13 protein-coding genes are annotated in these 15,190 nt (G+C 73.8%); 5 read left to right on the top strand and 8 right to left on the bottom strand.

Translation table 11 applies throughout. The features are described 5' to 3' along the window. Positions 1-4: 4 nt before the first annotated feature. Both ACIBEC_RS15600 and ACIBEC_RS15595 read right to left on the bottom strand, forming a co-directional pair. Positions 5-1,732 (bottom strand): serine/threonine-protein kinase, encoded by a 1,728-nt coding sequence (locus tag ACIBEC_RS15600; protein ID WP_360494546.1) that lies wholly within the window; start codon positions 1,730-1,732, stop codon positions 5-7. 164 nt (positions 1,733-1,896) lie between these two features. Further along, a complete protein-coding gene (locus ACIBEC_RS15595) occupies positions 1,897-2,829 on the bottom strand; it encodes a menaquinone biosynthetic enzyme MqnA/MqnD family protein (protein WP_396287943.1) in 933 nt (310 codons plus the stop codon). 374 nt (positions 2,830-3,203) lie between these two features. Here ACIBEC_RS15595 and ACIBEC_RS15590 point away from each other — a divergent pair, with 374 nt between their 5' ends. After that, complete coding sequence (locus ACIBEC_RS15590; RefSeq protein WP_097236595.1) at positions 3,204-3,407, top strand: cold-shock protein; 204 nt, start codon at positions 3,204-3,206, stop codon at positions 3,405-3,407. Between the two features lie 229 nt (positions 3,408-3,636). On the opposite strand, the gene ACIBEC_RS15585 is transcribed toward ACIBEC_RS15590, so the two are convergent. Continuing rightward, on the bottom strand, positions 3,637-4,977 hold the full coding sequence (locus ACIBEC_RS15585) for a dicarboxylate/amino acid:cation symporter (RefSeq protein ID WP_360494550.1): 1,341 nt from the start codon (positions 4,975-4,977) through the stop codon (positions 3,637-3,639). 488 nt (positions 4,978-5,465) lie between these two features. Here ACIBEC_RS15585 and ACIBEC_RS15580 point away from each other — a divergent pair, with 488 nt between their 5' ends. Beyond that, the gene (locus tag ACIBEC_RS15580) at positions 5,466-6,677 is read left to right on the top strand and encodes an MFS transporter (protein ID WP_360494553.1); all 1,212 of its coding nucleotides are present in this window, start codon (positions 5,466-5,468) and stop codon (positions 6,675-6,677) included. Between the two features lie 476 nt (positions 6,678-7,153). Here ACIBEC_RS15580 and ACIBEC_RS15575 read toward each other — a convergent pair whose 3' ends face one another. The 4 genes from ACIBEC_RS15575 to ACIBEC_RS15560 form a co-directional block, all read right to left on the bottom strand. Further along, entirely contained in the window at positions 7,154-8,197 is a 1,044-nt protein-coding gene (locus tag ACIBEC_RS15575; RefSeq protein WP_360494556.1) for a LacI family DNA-binding transcriptional regulator, read from the bottom strand. A 137-nt stretch (positions 8,198-8,334) separates the two neighbouring features. Beyond that, the gene (locus tag ACIBEC_RS15570) at positions 8,335-8,679 is read right to left on the bottom strand and encodes a DUF4229 domain-containing protein (RefSeq protein ID WP_360494559.1); all 345 of its coding nucleotides are present in this window, start codon (positions 8,677-8,679) and stop codon (positions 8,335-8,337) included. 108 nt (positions 8,680-8,787) lie between these two features. Beyond that, positions 8,788-9,333, bottom strand: a complete 546-nt coding sequence (locus ACIBEC_RS15565) for a GNAT family N-acetyltransferase (protein WP_360494562.1) — start codon at positions 9,331-9,333, stop codon at positions 8,788-8,790. A 32-nt stretch (positions 9,334-9,365) separates the two neighbouring features. Further along, entirely contained in the window at positions 9,366-10,706 is a 1,341-nt protein-coding gene (locus ACIBEC_RS15560; RefSeq protein WP_360494565.1) for an MFS transporter, read from the bottom strand. 119 nt (positions 10,707-10,825) lie between these two features. On the opposite strand from ACIBEC_RS15560, the gene ACIBEC_RS15555 reads away from it, so the two are divergent. After that, a complete protein-coding gene (locus tag ACIBEC_RS15555; RefSeq protein ID WP_360494568.1) occupies positions 10,826-11,821 on the top strand; it encodes a helix-turn-helix domain-containing protein in 996 nt (331 codons plus the stop codon). Between the two features lie 438 nt (positions 11,822-12,259). Here ACIBEC_RS15555 and ACIBEC_RS15550 read toward each other — a convergent pair whose 3' ends face one another. Further along, positions 12,260-12,736, bottom strand: a complete 477-nt coding sequence (locus tag ACIBEC_RS15550; protein ID WP_360494571.1) for an ATP-binding protein — start codon at positions 12,734-12,736, stop codon at positions 12,260-12,262. A 639-nt stretch (positions 12,737-13,375) separates the two neighbouring features. Between ACIBEC_RS15550 and ACIBEC_RS15545 the strand changes: the two genes are divergently transcribed. Both ACIBEC_RS15545 and ACIBEC_RS15540 read left to right on the top strand, forming a co-directional pair. After that, positions 13,376-13,951 (top strand): sigma-70 family RNA polymerase sigma factor, encoded by a 576-nt coding sequence (locus ACIBEC_RS15545; RefSeq protein WP_360494574.1) that lies wholly within the window; start codon positions 13,376-13,378, stop codon positions 13,949-13,951. Continuing rightward, positions 13,948-15,165 carry a zf-HC2 domain-containing protein gene (locus ACIBEC_RS15540; protein ID WP_360494577.1) on the top strand — a complete coding sequence of 406 codons (1,218 nt, stop codon included), beginning with the start codon at positions 13,948-13,950 and terminating at the stop codon, positions 15,163-15,165. Before ACIBEC_RS15545 ends, ACIBEC_RS15540 begins: the two co-directional genes overlap by 4 nt. The last annotated feature ends 25 nt before the right edge of the window (positions 15,166-15,190 follow it).

The following is a 15,190-nucleotide window of genomic DNA, read 5'->3' as shown; positions in this document are numbered from 1 at the left end:
CGCGTCAGCCCGCTTTCCGCAACACGCCGGCCTGTGTCGTGGTGGTGCCGTCGGTGATGTCGTAGCGGAGGGTGCCGTCCGGCAGGAGGGTGAGCATGCGGGGGACGGCGACGTTCTGGCACGCCCCGGCGCTCGACGTGGCCACCAGCCGCGAGGTGTACACGACTTTCGTCGCCGAGACCAGCCGAAGCGTCCAGGCGCCTTCGCACACCGGCCCGGTGGGGCCGTCGATCCGGGTCGTGGTGCTCTCGTCCCCGATCCCGCCCTGGCCGACAGCGACGGTGATGACGCCGATGACGCCGCCGCCGACCACGCTGACATCGCCGCGCCAGGTGCCGAGGAACGCCGCCGGTACGAGGTTCCGCCCGACGGCGCCGGGAACCGTCGGCGCGACCAGCGGCGCGACCAGCGGCGGCGCCGTGTGGTCGCCGGAGGCGGTCGTCCGGTCGGCCTCGGCCGCCAGGAACCGCAGGAACACCGTGCCGACCACGGCCAGGGCCAGCACGACCAGCACGACCAGCACGACCACCGGCACCACCCACCGACGCCGCCTGCCCCGGCGCGGGCCCCGCATCGGCACCGTCCTCGGCGGCGGCCCGAATCCCGGGGGCGCGGCCGCCCCGGCCGACGGCGGCACGAACGACGACGCGTTGGGAGGCGCTGAGGAAGGCGCCGAGGAAGGCTTCGGCGGCGCGGAGGGCCGCAGCGGCGGAGGCGGCGAAGTCGGCGGCGCCGCGGCGGCCCCCGCCGAACGCTTCCCCGCCGAAGGCCTTCCCGCCGGCCGCGGCGGCACCGGCCCGCCCGCCGCGGACCCCGCGGGGCCCCCTTCCGCGTCAAGGTCCAGCAGCTGGACCGCACTGCGCCCCACCGCCGCCGCGAGCCCGGCGGGCAGCCACTCGCCCTGTTCCAGCCGCGCGGCCACCGTCCTGTCGTCGTCCAGCCAGGCACCTAGCCGCCGGGGCGTCGGGCGGGCATCCGGGTCCTTGGCCAGGCAGTCGAGCAGGATCCAGCGCAGCGATTCGCTCGTCCCGGACAGTTCCGGGTACTCGTACACCATCCGGTAGACCATCACCGCCGGCACCGCTTCCCGCCCGAAGGGGAGCGTCCCGCTCGCCGCGTACGCGAGCACCGCGCCGAGCGAGAACACGTCGGTGGCCGCCCCGACCTTCTCTCCCCGCGCCTGCTCCGGTGACATGAAGCCGGGCGAGCCGATCGCGTTGCCGGTCCCGGTGAGACTGCTGGTCCCGTCCAGTGCGCGGGTGATGCCGAAGTCGATCAGCCGGGGGCCGTCGAGGGTGAGCAGCACGTTGGACGGTTTGACGTCCCGGTGCACCAGACCGAGCCCGTGCACGTGGGCCAGCGCCTCGGCCAGCCCGACACCGAGGGCTCGTACGGTCGGCTCGGGCAGCGGCCCGAACTCCCGGACGGCGGCCCCCAGCGAGGGGCCGGCGACGTAGCCGGTGGCCACCCAGGGCTGGGCGCTCTCGGTGTCCGCGTCCAGTACGGGCGCCGTCCACTCCCCACCGACCTTGCGGGCGGCGTCCACCTCCTGCCGGAAGCGGGCGCGGAACCGGGCGTCCACGGCGAGTTCCCGGCGGACCGTCTTGACGGCCACGGTGCGTCCGCCCGCCGTCCGCCCGAGGTAGACCCGGCCCATGCCGCCGGCCCCGAGCCGCCCCAGTAACCGGTAGTCGCCCACCTCGCGCGGATCGTCCGGTTCCAGCGGCTGCATCCTGCACGCTCCCCTCGGCGGGCTCACTGCCCGTGCCGAACCGTACCGGCCGGGTTCCCCGGGGGGACCCCGTTCTCGTCACGGTTCGGACACCGCGCACCCGCGCCCGGGAGCGCCCGCTCAGCCCACCGACTCCTCAGCCCTTCGGCGGCCGGGCCGACTCCTCACCCCACCGGCAGCCGGGCCGGCTCCAGCAGCCGCACCGCCACGTCCGGCGCGAAGCCGCTGTCGTGCGCGACCCGTCGGGCGAAGTCGGCGACGCCGGCCAACTGCCGCTCGCCGAGGGAGAAGTCGAGCGCCTCGCTGAAGTACCGCTCCAGTACGTCCGCCTCGAAGGTCTCCCAACGGGCGGCCTGCTCGGCGACCTTGGCGGCCTCCACCAGCGACAGGTCGCGGGACTCCAGGAAGGCCCGGTGCACGGCCGCGGTCAGCTCCGGGCAGCGCTGGGCGAACTCGCGGCGCACCGCCCAGACCGCGAAGACGAACGGCAGGCCGGTCCACTCCTTCCACATCTCGCCGAGGTCGTGGACGGTCAGCCCGAGGTCGGCGGCCTGCCCGAGGTAGGCGCGCAGTGCCGGGTCGCCGATCAGGACGGCGGCGTCGGCTTCGACGAGCATCGCGCTGAGGTCCGGCGGGCAGCTGAAGTAGTCCGGGTGCACGCCCTCGCGCTCCTCCAGGAGCAGTCGGGCGAGCCGGACCGAGGTGCGGCTGGTGGAGCCGAGGGCGACCCGGCGGCCGTCGAGGTCGGCGAGCGGCACCTTGCTCACGATCAGGCAGGACATCACCGGGCCGTCGCTGCCGACGGCGATGTCGGGCAGGACCAGCAGGTCGTCGGCGTTGCGCAGGTACTCGACGCAGGTGATCGGACCGATGTCCAGGGCTCCGGCGACGAGCTGGTCGCTGAGCTTCTCCGGGGTGTCCTTGGTGAGGTCCAGATCGAGCAGATTGCCGGTCCTGGCGAGTCCCCAGTAGAGGGGGACGCAGTTCAGGAACTGAATATGGCCGACCCGAGGCCTGACCGGGGTGTTGTCCCCGCCCGGGGTGTTCTGGGGCTCCCGCGTTCGCGCGTCCGGTGTTTGTGCGTCCGGTGCTGCCACTGCGCCGCTCCCTTGCTGTTCGTACGCCTTCCCGCAGCGTATGCCCGCCGTTCACGACGGCTCGCACCGGCCACCCGACACGCCCTCACACGTCCCCAACGCCCCTTTCCACGCCCGCTCCAGCCCTTCCGACACGCCTCCTCGGCGCCGTAAGTGACCTCTGGTCGTCACAGCTGCCGCATGCTAGCGTTGCCCTCAGTTGCAGTTTGATTCCCCTTGCAGTACTTGAAGCCTGCGGAGCATGTAACCGCAGGCTTTTTGTAGTTTTTCAGCAATATCGAAAAACTTCGGACTCGTCCGGAGGCAGGGCGATCAGCGCAGCGGACCGGGCGTCACACGGTGTGGCCCCCGACACGCATCGCAAGGAGAACGGCATGGCCACGGGAACCGTCAAGTGGTTCAACGCTGAGAAGGGCTTCGGCTTCATCGCCCAGGAGGGCGGCGGCCCGGACGTCTTCGTTCACTACTCCGCCATCAACGCGAACGGCTTCCGTTCGCTGGAGGAGAACCAGACGGTCACCTTCGACGTCACCCAGGGTCCGAAGGGCCCGCAGGCGGAGAACGTCACCGCTGTCTGACCATCCTCTGATGATCTGATCGCTCGGGACCCCGACGGGTCCATCGACGGCTGGCAGCCGTCACCATGAGCACACAAGAGCAGTACCCAAGGGGGCCCGCCTTTCGGTGGGCCCCCTGCCTTTGGGGCCGGGCCCGAAAGGCAGCAGAGCACGCGGAAGGGCCCTCTCCCCACCCGGGGAAAGGGCCCTTCCGTTGGTACGCCGTGCGCGCCGTGCGCGCCGTGAAACGTCAGGCGGCGACGGCAGCCTTGGCCGAGGCCTGCGCCGGGGCGCCGGCCGGCTCGTCCAGCAGGTCGCCCTGCGGGTTGTTGTACGCGGCGACGTCGAGGATCTTCTCCCGCGCGGCGACCACGACCGGCACCAGAACCTGGCCGGCGACGTTGGTCGCGGTGCGCATCATGTCCAGGATCGGGTCGATGGCGAGCAGCAGGCCGACGCCCTCCAGCGGCAGGCCCAGGGTGGACAGGGTCAGCGTCAGCATGACGATCGCGCCGGTGAGGCCCGCGGTGGCGGCCGAGCCGACCACCGAGACGAACGCGATCAGGATGTAGTCCTTGATGCCGAGCTCGATGTTGTAGACCTGGGCGACGAAGATCGCGGCGATCGCCGGGTAGATCGCGGCGCAGCCGTCCATCTTGGTGGTGGCGCCGAACGGCACCGAGAAGGACGCGTACTCGCTCGGGACGCCGAGGCGCTCGGTGACGCGGCGGGTCACCGGCAGGGTGCCGACCGAGGAGCGCGAGACGAAGGCCAGCTGGATCGCGGGCCAGGCGCCCTTGAAGAAGTGCAGCGGGTTGAGGCCGGCGGCGAAGCGCAGCAACAGCGAGTAGACGACGAACAGGACCAGCGCGCAGCCGACGTAGATGTCGAGGGTCAGCGTGGCGAAGGGCTTGAGCAGGTCCCAGCCGTACTTGGCGACGGACTTGCCGATCAGGCCGAGGGTGCCGAGCGGGGAGAGCCGGATGACCCACCACAGTGCGGTCTGGGTCAGCTCGAGCACGGACTCGCTGAGCTTGAGGACCGGCTCGGCCTTGGCGCCGAGCTTGATGATCGCCGCGCCGACCACGACCGCCATGAAGACGATCTGCAGCACGTTGACCTTGGCGAAGGCGTCGACGATGTTGGTCGGGAAGATCCCGGTCAGGAAGTCGATCCAGGTGCCCTTGGAGTCGAGCGCCTTGAGGCCCTCGGTCTTGAGGTTGGTGCCCTTGCCGGGGTTGGTCAGCAGGCCCAGGCCCAGGCCGATGCCGACCGCGATCAGCGAGGTGATCATGAACCAGAGCAGCGTGCGGGTGGCCAGCCGGGCCGCGTTGGTGACGTTGCGCAGGTTGGCGACGCTCACCACGATCGCGGTGAACACCAGCGGCGGGACGGCCAGCTTGAGCAGCTGGACGAAGATCTTGCCGATGGTCTCCAGGGTGGTGGCCAGCCAGGAGATGTCGGCGGCCCGGGCCAGGTAGCCGAGGCCGACGCCGAGCACGAGGCCGGCGACGATCTGCACCCAGAACGGTGTCTTGCGGATACGGGCGAGCACGGACGGCGACGAGGTCGCCTCGGGCGCTGTGGACATGGGGGAGCGTCTCCGGGGGAGGGCGTTGCTGACGATGAGGTGTGGGGTGGAGCAGGCGGCACGGCGCGGGGCCGGACGGGAAGGGGTCGGGCCCCCGGTCAGGGGCGTGCCGCCGCGATACAGCTCGGGGACGTACAGCTCAGGGCAGTACAGCTCATGGCGCGACAACGGCGCGGGCTGTCCACAGCACCGGTCAGAGCGCACGGGCGGGCGGCGCCGGGCAGCGGGCCCGGGCCGTGCATCCGCAGTGCGTCTGAGGCTGACATGGCCGATACGTTAGCAGTAAAGGTTTGAGATGTTCAAAGTACTTGTTTGAGATAGCGCCCAACCCCCTCCCCCTCACACCCCACGCCGGACCCGCACTCCGGACACGAACGAGACTGATGCCCCATCAGCCCCGAATGGCGGTCCGATTGACCGCCGAGTAGTTATACGTATAACTTTGACGACGTCCCCGCCCCCGCCTGCCCAGACCGGAGAAGACGCCGATGGGCTACCTCGCCCTGCTCCGCGCCCCCCACGTCACCCGCCTGCTCCTCGGCACCCTGCTCGGCCGCCTGCCCGCCGGCATGACCGCCCTGGTGATCGCCCTCGCCTTGCGCGAGGCCGGCGCGCCGTACGGGCGGATCGGGCTGGCCACCGCCGCGTACGCGATCTCGGCGGCCGTCGGCGGGCCGGTGCTCGGACGGATCGTGGACCGCACCGGGCAGCCGCGCGTCCTGCTCGTCGCGGCCGCGGTGGCCGGCGGCGGGTACGCCCTGCTCGCCCTCGCCCCCGGCTCCCCGCTCGCCGCTCCCGTCGGCGCCGCGATCGCCGGCCTCGCCATGCCCCCGCTGGAGCCCTGCCTGCGCTCGCTCTGGCCGGACGTCGTCGAGGAGGAGCAGCTCGACACCGCCTACGCCTTCGACTCCGCCTCCCAGCAGATCCTCTACGTCGCCGGGCCGCTGGCCGTCGCCGGGATCGCCGGCCTGTTCAGCCCGGTGGTCGCGCTCTGGGTGGCCGCCGGGCTGGGCCTGGCCGGCGCGCTGATCGTGGCCACCGCCGCACCGGCCAAGGCCTGGCGCGCCCCGGTCCGCGAGCACTGCGCCGGACTGCTCGGACCGCTGCGCTCCCCCGGCCTGGTGCTGCTGCTGGTCGGACTGGCCGGGGCCGGCTGGGCGGTCGGCGCACAGAACGTGCTGTTCATCGCCTACGCCGAGCACCACACCGGCGCGCTCCCGGGCGGCGCGGGCACCCTGCTGGCGCTGGCCGCGCTCGGCGGACTGCTCGGCGCGCTCGCCTACGGCGCGGTCAAGTGGCGCCAGACCACCGCCACCCGCACCTGGGTGATGGCGCTCGCGATGGCCGCCTCCTACCTGCCGCTGGTCGCCCTGCCCGGGCCGTACCCGATGGCCGCGCTGGCCTTCCTGTCCGGGGTCATGCTGGCGCCCCTGCTCGCGGCGGCGTTCGTCCTGGTCGCCGAGCTCGCGCCGACCGGCACCGTCACCGAGGCCTTCGCCTGGCTGGTGACGCTGTTCGCCACCGGCAACTCGCTCGGCTACGCGGTCTCCGGCAACCTGGCCGAGGACTCGCTGCGCCCGGTCGCGCTGTGCGCGGCGGGCGGGATCGCGCTCGGCGGACTGCTGCTGCTCGGCGCCCGGCGCTGGTTCCACCCGGTGCCCGCCGCGCCCCGTCCGGCCCAGCCTGTCCCGGTGGGCTGAGGCCCACCCCGGTGGGCCGAGCCCACCCCCACGGCGATGTCGACGGTCGCGTCCGGGGTCCAGCCGACGAACTCCATCCCGGCGGGGAGCGTGTCGGTGATCCGGCCCGTTGGTGCAGTCGGTCACCGAGCAGGTGTAGCGCAGGGTGTAGGTGACGTTCTCGCCGGGCGCCACCCTGGCCTTGTCGACCGCTTTGGTGAAGGTGACGGCGGCCTCGGCGGGCGGGGCGGTGAGGGTGCCGGTGAGCAGGTGGCCGCGAAGAGGCCGAAGGCCGCGGACAGTCGGGCCGCTCTGGGCAGGCGTGGGGTTCGTGGTCGGGACGTCCGCATGGCGGAATCTCATCGTCCGCCGTTTCTCCCGAGCCTGCGACGCGAGAGGGACCGACCAGTAACCGCCTGTTCAGACTAATCCGACAAGATGGATGCACTGGTGACGTCAGGTCAGGTACGTCGGGTACGTCAGGTAGGTCAAGTGGGTCAGGTGGCGACGGGCCAGGCCGACGCGGTCGAGGCCCGCAGCACCAGCGAGGTGGCCAGCGGCGCCACCGGCTCCACCCGCTCCCCGCGCAGCAGGCCCGCCAGCGCGGCCGCGCCCGCCCGGCCCAGCTCCTCGCCGGGCAGGTCGACGGTGGTCAGCGGCGGGGCGAGCAGCGCTGACACCGCGACGTTGTCCATGCCGACCACGGACAGGTCCTCCGGCACCCGCAACCCCAGCTCGGCGGCGGCCTGGTAGACCCCGGAGGCGACCACGTCGTCGTCGCAGATCACCGCGTGCGGCCGGTCCGCCCGGGCCAGCAGCCGGTCCGCCACGGTCCGCGCGGCCCGGTGCCCCTCGTTCAGGCTCACGCCCAACTCCACGACGTCCAGGCCGAGTTCCCGTACCGCCCGCTCGAAGGCGGCCTGCCGCACCCGGAAGGTGTACGCGGCGTGGGTGGAGCGCAGCCGGCCGATCCGGCGGTGCCCGAGGGCGGCCAGGTGCTCGACGGCGGCGCGCATCCCGCCGGCCACGTCGAGCTCGACGGTCGGACGGGCGCGGTCGGTGCCCGGGTCGGCGTCCAGGAAGACGGCGGGGGTGTCGGCGGGCAGCTCGCCGAGCTGGCTGTCGTCCGGGGAGCAGATCAGCAGGCCGTCGAAGCGGCCGGCGGTGGCGGCCTCGGCGAGGGTGGCGCTGCCCCAGCCCGAACTGACCACGACCGCCAGGCCGTTACGGCCGGCCTCCTGGTGGACGCCCTCCAGCACCCGGCCGAAGAACGGGCCCTGGAGGTTCGGCACCGCGAGCAGGATCATCCCGCTGCGGCCCAGCCGCAGCTGCCGGCCGGCCGCCTGCGGACGGTAGCCGAGGCTGCGGGCGGCCTCGCGGACCCGCTGCCGGGTGGCCTCGGAGACCCGGCGGCCGGCCTCGGCACCGGAGAAGACCAGCGACACGGTGGCCTGGGAGACCCCGGCGAGCCGGGCCACGTCCCGCCCGGTGGGCCGACGGACGGGGGCCGGCCAGGTCCCGAGCGCACTCTCTGCGGGCACCTGATCAGGCGCGTGACCGGACGGCTGATCGGACAGCTGGCCGGACCGCCGCCCAGGCTGCTGCCCGGGCGGCGCGGAGTCTGGGGTGGCGGGCACGGCGGCTGCGGCGGGGTCGGCGGTCGAGAGTGTGGCCGGGGTCAGCTCTGCCCGGCGGTCGCCGCGCGGGCGGCGTCGTCGGCGGCGTCCTCCTCGGCGTTCTGCGCGGCGATCCGCTCGGCGGTACGGCTGCGCATCCCGGAGACCTTGCCGCTGATCTGCGCGGACATCTCGTCGCGCTGCCTGCTCAGCAGCGCGTAGCTGAGCGGCGCGGAGGCGACCGCAGCCAGCAGGAACAGGAAGATCATGCCCGCCTCGCCGCTGACCGGGATGACCCGGAAGTGACCGAGCAGCAGGGCCACCAGCAGGCAGCCGAGGAAGATGCTGACCCGCATGGAGGTGTAGCGGAGCGTGGCGTGCGACTTCTCCGGGCCGGTGCTGCTCACTGGGACACATCCTTCTCGTTGCGCGGGGGCGGGCCGGGCGGGGGCGGTCCTCCAGTCAAGCATGCCTGACGGCCGGCGTAGGGCATGGGTCACCCGCCCCGGCTGTTCTCACCCGTCCGTGGCGGGTCGGCGCAGGTCGAGCCACATCGTGATGTCGTCGCGGTCGTCCCCGGGGGCGACCCGGATCGCGGCCGGCACCCGGCCGACCTCGCGGTAGCCACTGCGGGCGTAGAAGCGCTCCAGCCCCAGACCGCCGCGCGCGGTGAGCCGCAGCGACTGCAGGCCCCACTGCCTGGCGATCCGCTCGGCCTCGGCGAGCAGCTCGGCGCCGTAGCCGCGGCCCTGGCAGCCGGGGTGCACCATGACCCGCTTGAGCATCCGCCAGTGCTCCATGGGGCCGAAGCGCATCGACTGGAAGAACAGCACGCCCACCAGCCGGCCGGTGTCGCCGTCGTGCGCGGCCAGCAGCCGGTCCGGGCCGTCCGGCCCGACCTCGGCGAACTGGCGGTCGGCGGTGTCCCACACCTCGTCCTCGGTGACCGGCGCCACGAAGCCGACCGCGCCGCCGGCGTTGGTGACGTCGGTCCAGAGCCGGACCATGTCCGTCCGCAGGTCGGGGTCGAGCTTCGGGTCCAGGGTGAAGGTGAGCGCCATGAGGCGGAGCCTAGTTCTCCGGCCCGATAGTCCTACGGGAGGACCGGTACCGCCCGGTCGGTCCGTCCGGTGCGCAGGGCCAGGCAGAGCCCGACCGCGACCGCACACAGCCCGCCGGCGCCGTACCAGGTCAGGTCGTAGTTCCCGAGCGCGTCGCGGGCCAGGCCGGCCAGTCCGGCGACGACCGCCGCGCCGATCTGGTGGCTGGCCAGCACCCAGCCGAAGACGATCGGGGCGTCCTCGCCGAAGTTCCGGCGGCACAGCGCGACGGTCGGCGGCACGGTGGCGACCCAGTCGAGGCCGTAGAAGACCACGAAGGCGAGGATCGGCGGGTGCAGCGAGCCGGCCAGCAGCTGCGGCAGCAGGAGCAGGGACAGGCCGCGCAGCCCGTAGTAGACCGTCAGCAGCACCCGGGAGTCGACCCGGTCGGTGAGCCAGCCGCTGAAGATCGTGCCGAGCACGTCGAAGACGCCGATCAGGGCGAGCAGGCTCGCGGCGGTGGTGACCGGCATGCCGTGGTCGTGCGCGGCCGGGATGAAGTGGGTGCCGACCAGGCCGGCGGTGGTGGCGCCGCAGATCGCGAAGGAGCCGGCCAGCAGCCAGAACGCCCGGGTGCGGGCGGCATCGCGCAGCACCCGCACCGAGCGGGCCAGCGCGCGGCCGTCGGTGACCGGCGGGGGCGGCTCCTCGGTCGCGCCGTACGGGAGCAGGCCGAGGTCGGCGGGCCGCTCGCGCATCAGCAGCAGGACCGGGACGGCGACGGCGCTGGCGGCGAGCGAGACCACGACCACGGCCGAACGCCAGCCGTGCTGTTCGACCAGCCAGGCGCCGACCGGCAGGAAGACCAGGTTGCCGGCCGCACCGGCGGCGGTCAGCACACCGGTGACCAGGCCCTGGCGGTCCCGGAACCAGCGGCCGGTGATGGTGGTGGCGAAGGCGCCGGCCATCGAGCCGCTGCCGAGGCCGACCAGCACGCCCCAGCAGAGCACCAGTTGCCAGGGCTCGCGCATCAGCATGGTGAGCCCGGAGCCGACCGAGATGGTCAGCAGCGCGCAGACCACCACCAGGCGCACCCCGAACCGGTCCATCAGGGCGGCGGCGAAGGGGGCGGTGAGGCCGTAGAGGGTCAGGTTGACGGAGGTGGCGAGGGAGATCGTCCCGAGCGACCAGCCGAACTCGTTGTGCAGGGCGTCCATCATCAGGCTCGGCGTGGACCGGAAGCCGGCCGAGCCGAGCAGGACGAGCAGGGCGACGCCGGCCACCACCCAGGCGTAGTGCACCCGGGGGCGCTCGGTCGGTGCGGGCCCGCCAACCGGATCGGGGGCGGTCGGATCGGGGGCGGGTACGGGGGTGAGGGTGCTGCGTTCGGTCACACGAGGAGTGTTCCGGGCCGCCGCGGCCCGGACGAGTGGCCTGAATGACAGCTTTCGCAAGAATCGGGCCATAGCCCCGCGTACGCTGACCCGGACCCACCGACACCTGAGGGGACGACATGGCGCACCTGGTCGCGGTACTCGCCCTGGAGGGCGTGATCGCCTTCGAACTCGGCATCCCGGCCCGTATCTTCGGCGGCGCCAAGGACCCGGCCGGGCAGGCGCTCTACGAGGTCGCCACCTGCACCCTGGACGGGCGGCCGGTCGCCACCAGCGCCGACTTCCGGGTCGCCGTCGACCACGGGCCCGAACTCCTGGCGCGGGCCGACACGGTGGTGATCCCGGCCTCCGCCGACTCCGGCCCCGCGGTCGCCGACGCCTGCTTCACCCCGACGATCGCCGCCGCCCTGGCCCGGATCCGGCCCGGCACCCGGCTGATGTCGATCTGCACCGGCTCCTTCATCCTGGCCGCCGCCGGACTGCTGGACGGCCGCCCGGCCACCACCCACTGGCGCTACACCGAGCGCTTCGCCCGGCTGTTCCCCCGGGTGCGGCTCGACCCCGACGTGCTCTACACCGACGACGGCGACATCCTCACCTCCGGCGGGGTCGCCGCCGGGGTGGACCTCTGCCTGCACGTGGTGCGCCGCGACCACGGCAGCGCGGTGGCCAACGCGGTGGCCCGCAACTGCCTGGTGCCGCCGTGGCGCGAGGGCGGCCAGAAACAGTACGTGGAGGCCCCGAGCCCGGTGGACGCCGACGGCCACGGCACCGCCGCGGTGCGCGCATGGGCGCTGGAGCACCTGGACCAGCCGCTCGCGCTGCGCCGGCTCGCCGACCGGGCGGGCATGAGCGTCCGGACCTTCACCCGGCGCTTCCGCGAGGAGACCGGCGCCAGCCCGGGCCAGTGGATCACCACCCAGCGCACCGAGCGGGCCCGCCAGCTGCTGGAACGCACCGATCTGACGATCGACCAGATCGCCCGGGAGTCCGGCTTCGGCACCGCCGCCTCACTGCGGCTGCAACTGCGCGGCCGGCTCGACGTGGCGCCGAGCGCCTACCGGCGCACCTTCCGCGCGGCGCCCCGGGAGGTCCTCGGACAGGTCCTCGGGTAGGTCCTCGGATTCCGGCGGTCGTGCAACACCGACGAGTGGCCGGATTCCGCCGCTCCCCGGTGGCGTATTGGATGGCGGCAGGCCGAGCGCACCCCGAGCGCGGCACGGCACGCCGCCATCCAATCGCGATGCGCGGGCCCTGAACCCGCGCCGTGGCCTCCGCACTCGCCGAGGAGCGGCCCGTGACCGACAGTCCGCGGCCCCCTCGCTGACACGATCCCCCTGGACAGCGGCACCGCGGCGGTGGACGGACGACCCCTCGGCGTCCCCTCGCAACGGAGAGCCGCACCCAAGCGTGATCAGTCGGATACGTCACGTCAATGGGTAGTCCGAAATTCGGAATGGTTGCGTCACCTTTCGGCCGGTGATCGCCAACGGTGATCGGCAGCGGTGATCGCCCCCGTGATCGCCACGCTTCCCGGGCCGCCGGGGAAGCCGCTATTGCGCCAAAGCCGCCCAGTCCACGTCGGCCAGCGGATCGGCCGGCCGGGCGTCGGAACCGATCTCGCACCAGACCCGCTTGCCCGAGCCGTCCGGGTACCAGCCCCAGCGCTCGCAGAGCAGCTCGACCAGCTCCAGGCCGCGCCCGTTGGTCGCGTCCTCGTCCGGCCCGGCGTGCCGCGGCGCCGGGGCGGCCTGGCTCGCGTCGGCGACCTCCACCCGCAGCGGGCCGGCCGCCCGGGCCTCCTCCTCGGGGTTCTCGGTCACCGGCAGGCAGAGCCGCAGCACGGCCGGACAGCCGGTGTGCACCACGGCGTTGGTCACCAGCTCCGAGACCACCAGCACCACCGTCTCCGCCATCGGCGCGTCCGGGTCCACCCCGTGGTTCAACAGCCGCGAGCGCACCCACCGACGAGCCCGGCCGACCTCGGCGGGGTCCGCCTGCACCGCAAGCTGTACCTGAAGAACCTGCACCGCTCCACCACCTGCACTCGCAGTTCGGCCTAAGTCCCGATCGGGCCGGATCGACCGGCCGACGGGCCCTCGCACTCCGCCCGGCGCCACCCGAGCCGCACCCGGGCGATCGCCCGGTCCGTCCACCCGCGCCCACTCGTCCGCGCCGACCCGTCGGTCGCGCACCGGCCGCGACACGAATACGCCTCAGGATGGGCGGACGGACGGACCGCAGCAAGCGCTTCCGGCATATTCCGGCGATCGGGGGACAGGGCAGTGCATACTGTCCCGCTCACTCTCGCGAGCCTCGTACCGGCGCTCGTCCGGCCCGGGCCGACCCGCCGGTCCCGCAGTCGGGAACCTACCTCCGGACGACCCCGGCACCCCGGCCGCCACTCGCGAACCACCCGTGCGACATATGTCCAGCGGCTCTCGAACAGCGGCGACGACGGACGGTCCCACCAGCCGACCGTCGCACCATGTGAAGATCCCCGCCGAGCCGGCGCTCCACGCCCACCCGGCGATCCACCGACACAAGGAAACCGCGAAACAGCGATCCGCGAGGACGGGTTCCGTTCTTGCCGGATTCCCTCCCGCCGTGGACCGGCCGCAAGATACCGTTGGGTAAGCCAGCGACCCCGGGCAGGAGGGTGGATCCCGATGGCCACCCCGGAGCGGACCCCGCGCTGGGACGAGCAGTTGCAGCGCCGCCTCGCCCGCGGCGAGGAGACCGCGCTCGGCGAACTCTACGACCAACTCGCACCGATGGTGCACGGCCTGGCCGGGCGGATACTCGCCGACCAGACCGCCGCCGTCCAGCTCACCCGGGAGATCTTCGCCCACGTCTGGGAGCACCCCGAGGACTTCGACCCCGCCCGGGGCACGCTCCGCTCCTGGCTCGGCGCACTCACCCACCGCCGCGCCGTCGAACGGCTGCGGGCACGGCGGGCCACCGAACTCGTGCCGGGCGGCGACACCCGGGGCACCGAGGCGGAGATCCGCGCCGTGGCCACCGCCGCGCGTGTCCAGTACGTGGTCGACTCCCTGCCCCAACCCCTGCGTGAGACCATCGCGGTGACGTACTACGACGGCCGCACCTACCGGGAGACGGCCCGGCTGCTCGGCATCAGCGAGCAGGCCGCCAAGCAGCGGATGCGGCTCGGACTGGAGCTGCTGGCCACCGAACTGGCCGAGGAACGCGCCCGCCAGGACGAAGCCGGGGACGGGGAGACGTGAGCAGCACGGAGGAGCAGCACGACGCCCTGCGCTCGCTGCTCGGCGCCTGGGCCCTCGGCGCCTGCCCGGCCCGCGACGCCGCCGACCTGGAACAGCACCTGCGCGCCTGCCCGGAGTGCGCCGACGAGGCGGCCCGGCTGCGCGACGCGGCCGGCTGGCTCTCCCTGGAGGAGCCGCTGGACCAGCCCGGCTCGCTGCGCCAACAGGTGCTCGACTGGTGCCTGGCCCGCCGCCCGGCCCAACTGCCCCTCCCCGCCTGGGGCATGCCGTACACCGCGGAGACCGCCAAGCTCGACGCGCTGCTGCGCGACCTCGGCCCGGAGGAGTGGCAGGAGGTCGCCGAACTGCCGTGGCACGGCGGCACCGAGCGGCTGCGCCCGGCCGAGGTGCTCGGCCGGCTGACCGCCGTGGACGGCTTCCTGGCGCTCGCCCTCGGCCTGCCCGACCCGGTGCCGACCGCCCCGGGCGTCCCCGCCCCGGCCGCCGAACGGCGGGTGCCGCCGCAGGACCCGGCCGGGCCGCCCGCCGCGCCGCGCGTCCCGCCACAGGGCGGCCCGTACGGCGCGATCACCGCGCGCACCGCCCGGATGCTCGCCGACCAGGGCGCCCTGCCGCCGCAGTCGGTGCGCTCCCGGTGGCGGCGACAGACCCACGACTTGGTGCGCAGCGCCGCGCTCGCCCCGCAGGGCAACACCCCGGTCGACTACGGCTGCGCGGTGCTGCCGCTGCGCGACGCCTTCGTGGACCGCGCCCTGGAGTGCTACGTGCACGGCGAGGACGTGGCCCGCGCGGTCGCCTACCCGTACGACCCGCCGGCGCCGCAGCACCTGCGGCAGATGGTGGAGTTGGTGGTCCGGCTGCTCCCCCGGGCGCTGGCCGGCCTGCGCGCCGCCCGTCCCGAGCACGCCGGGGCGCCGGCCGCGCCGGACGGCGGGGGCCGGACCACCCGGCGGCTGCGGCTGGTGGTCGACGGCCCGGCGGGCGGCGAGTGGCTGGTCCCGCTGGACGGGGGCGAAGGCACGAACGGCTCGGCCGGCCCGGACGCGGGGCCGCCCGGCGGGGAGCCGGTGGCCTCGATGGTGCTGAACGGCCTGGAGCTCTGCCAGTTGGCCGCCGCGCACCGCGACCCGGACCGGCTGCCGGTCGGCGAGCACGGGGACCGGGCCGCGGTCCGCGAGGTGCTGCACGCGCTCCCGTTGCTGTCGCGGCCGTAAACGCCCCTTACACGGCTTACGCGGC

Source organism: Kitasatospora sp. NPDC051164, from assembly GCF_044455625.1.
Taxonomy (GTDB): Bacteria; Actinomycetota; Actinomycetes; order Streptomycetales; family Streptomycetaceae; genus Kitasatospora.
The sequence above is the reverse complement of the archived record's forward strand: the minus strand, read 5'-3'. Positions and strand labels throughout refer to the sequence as shown.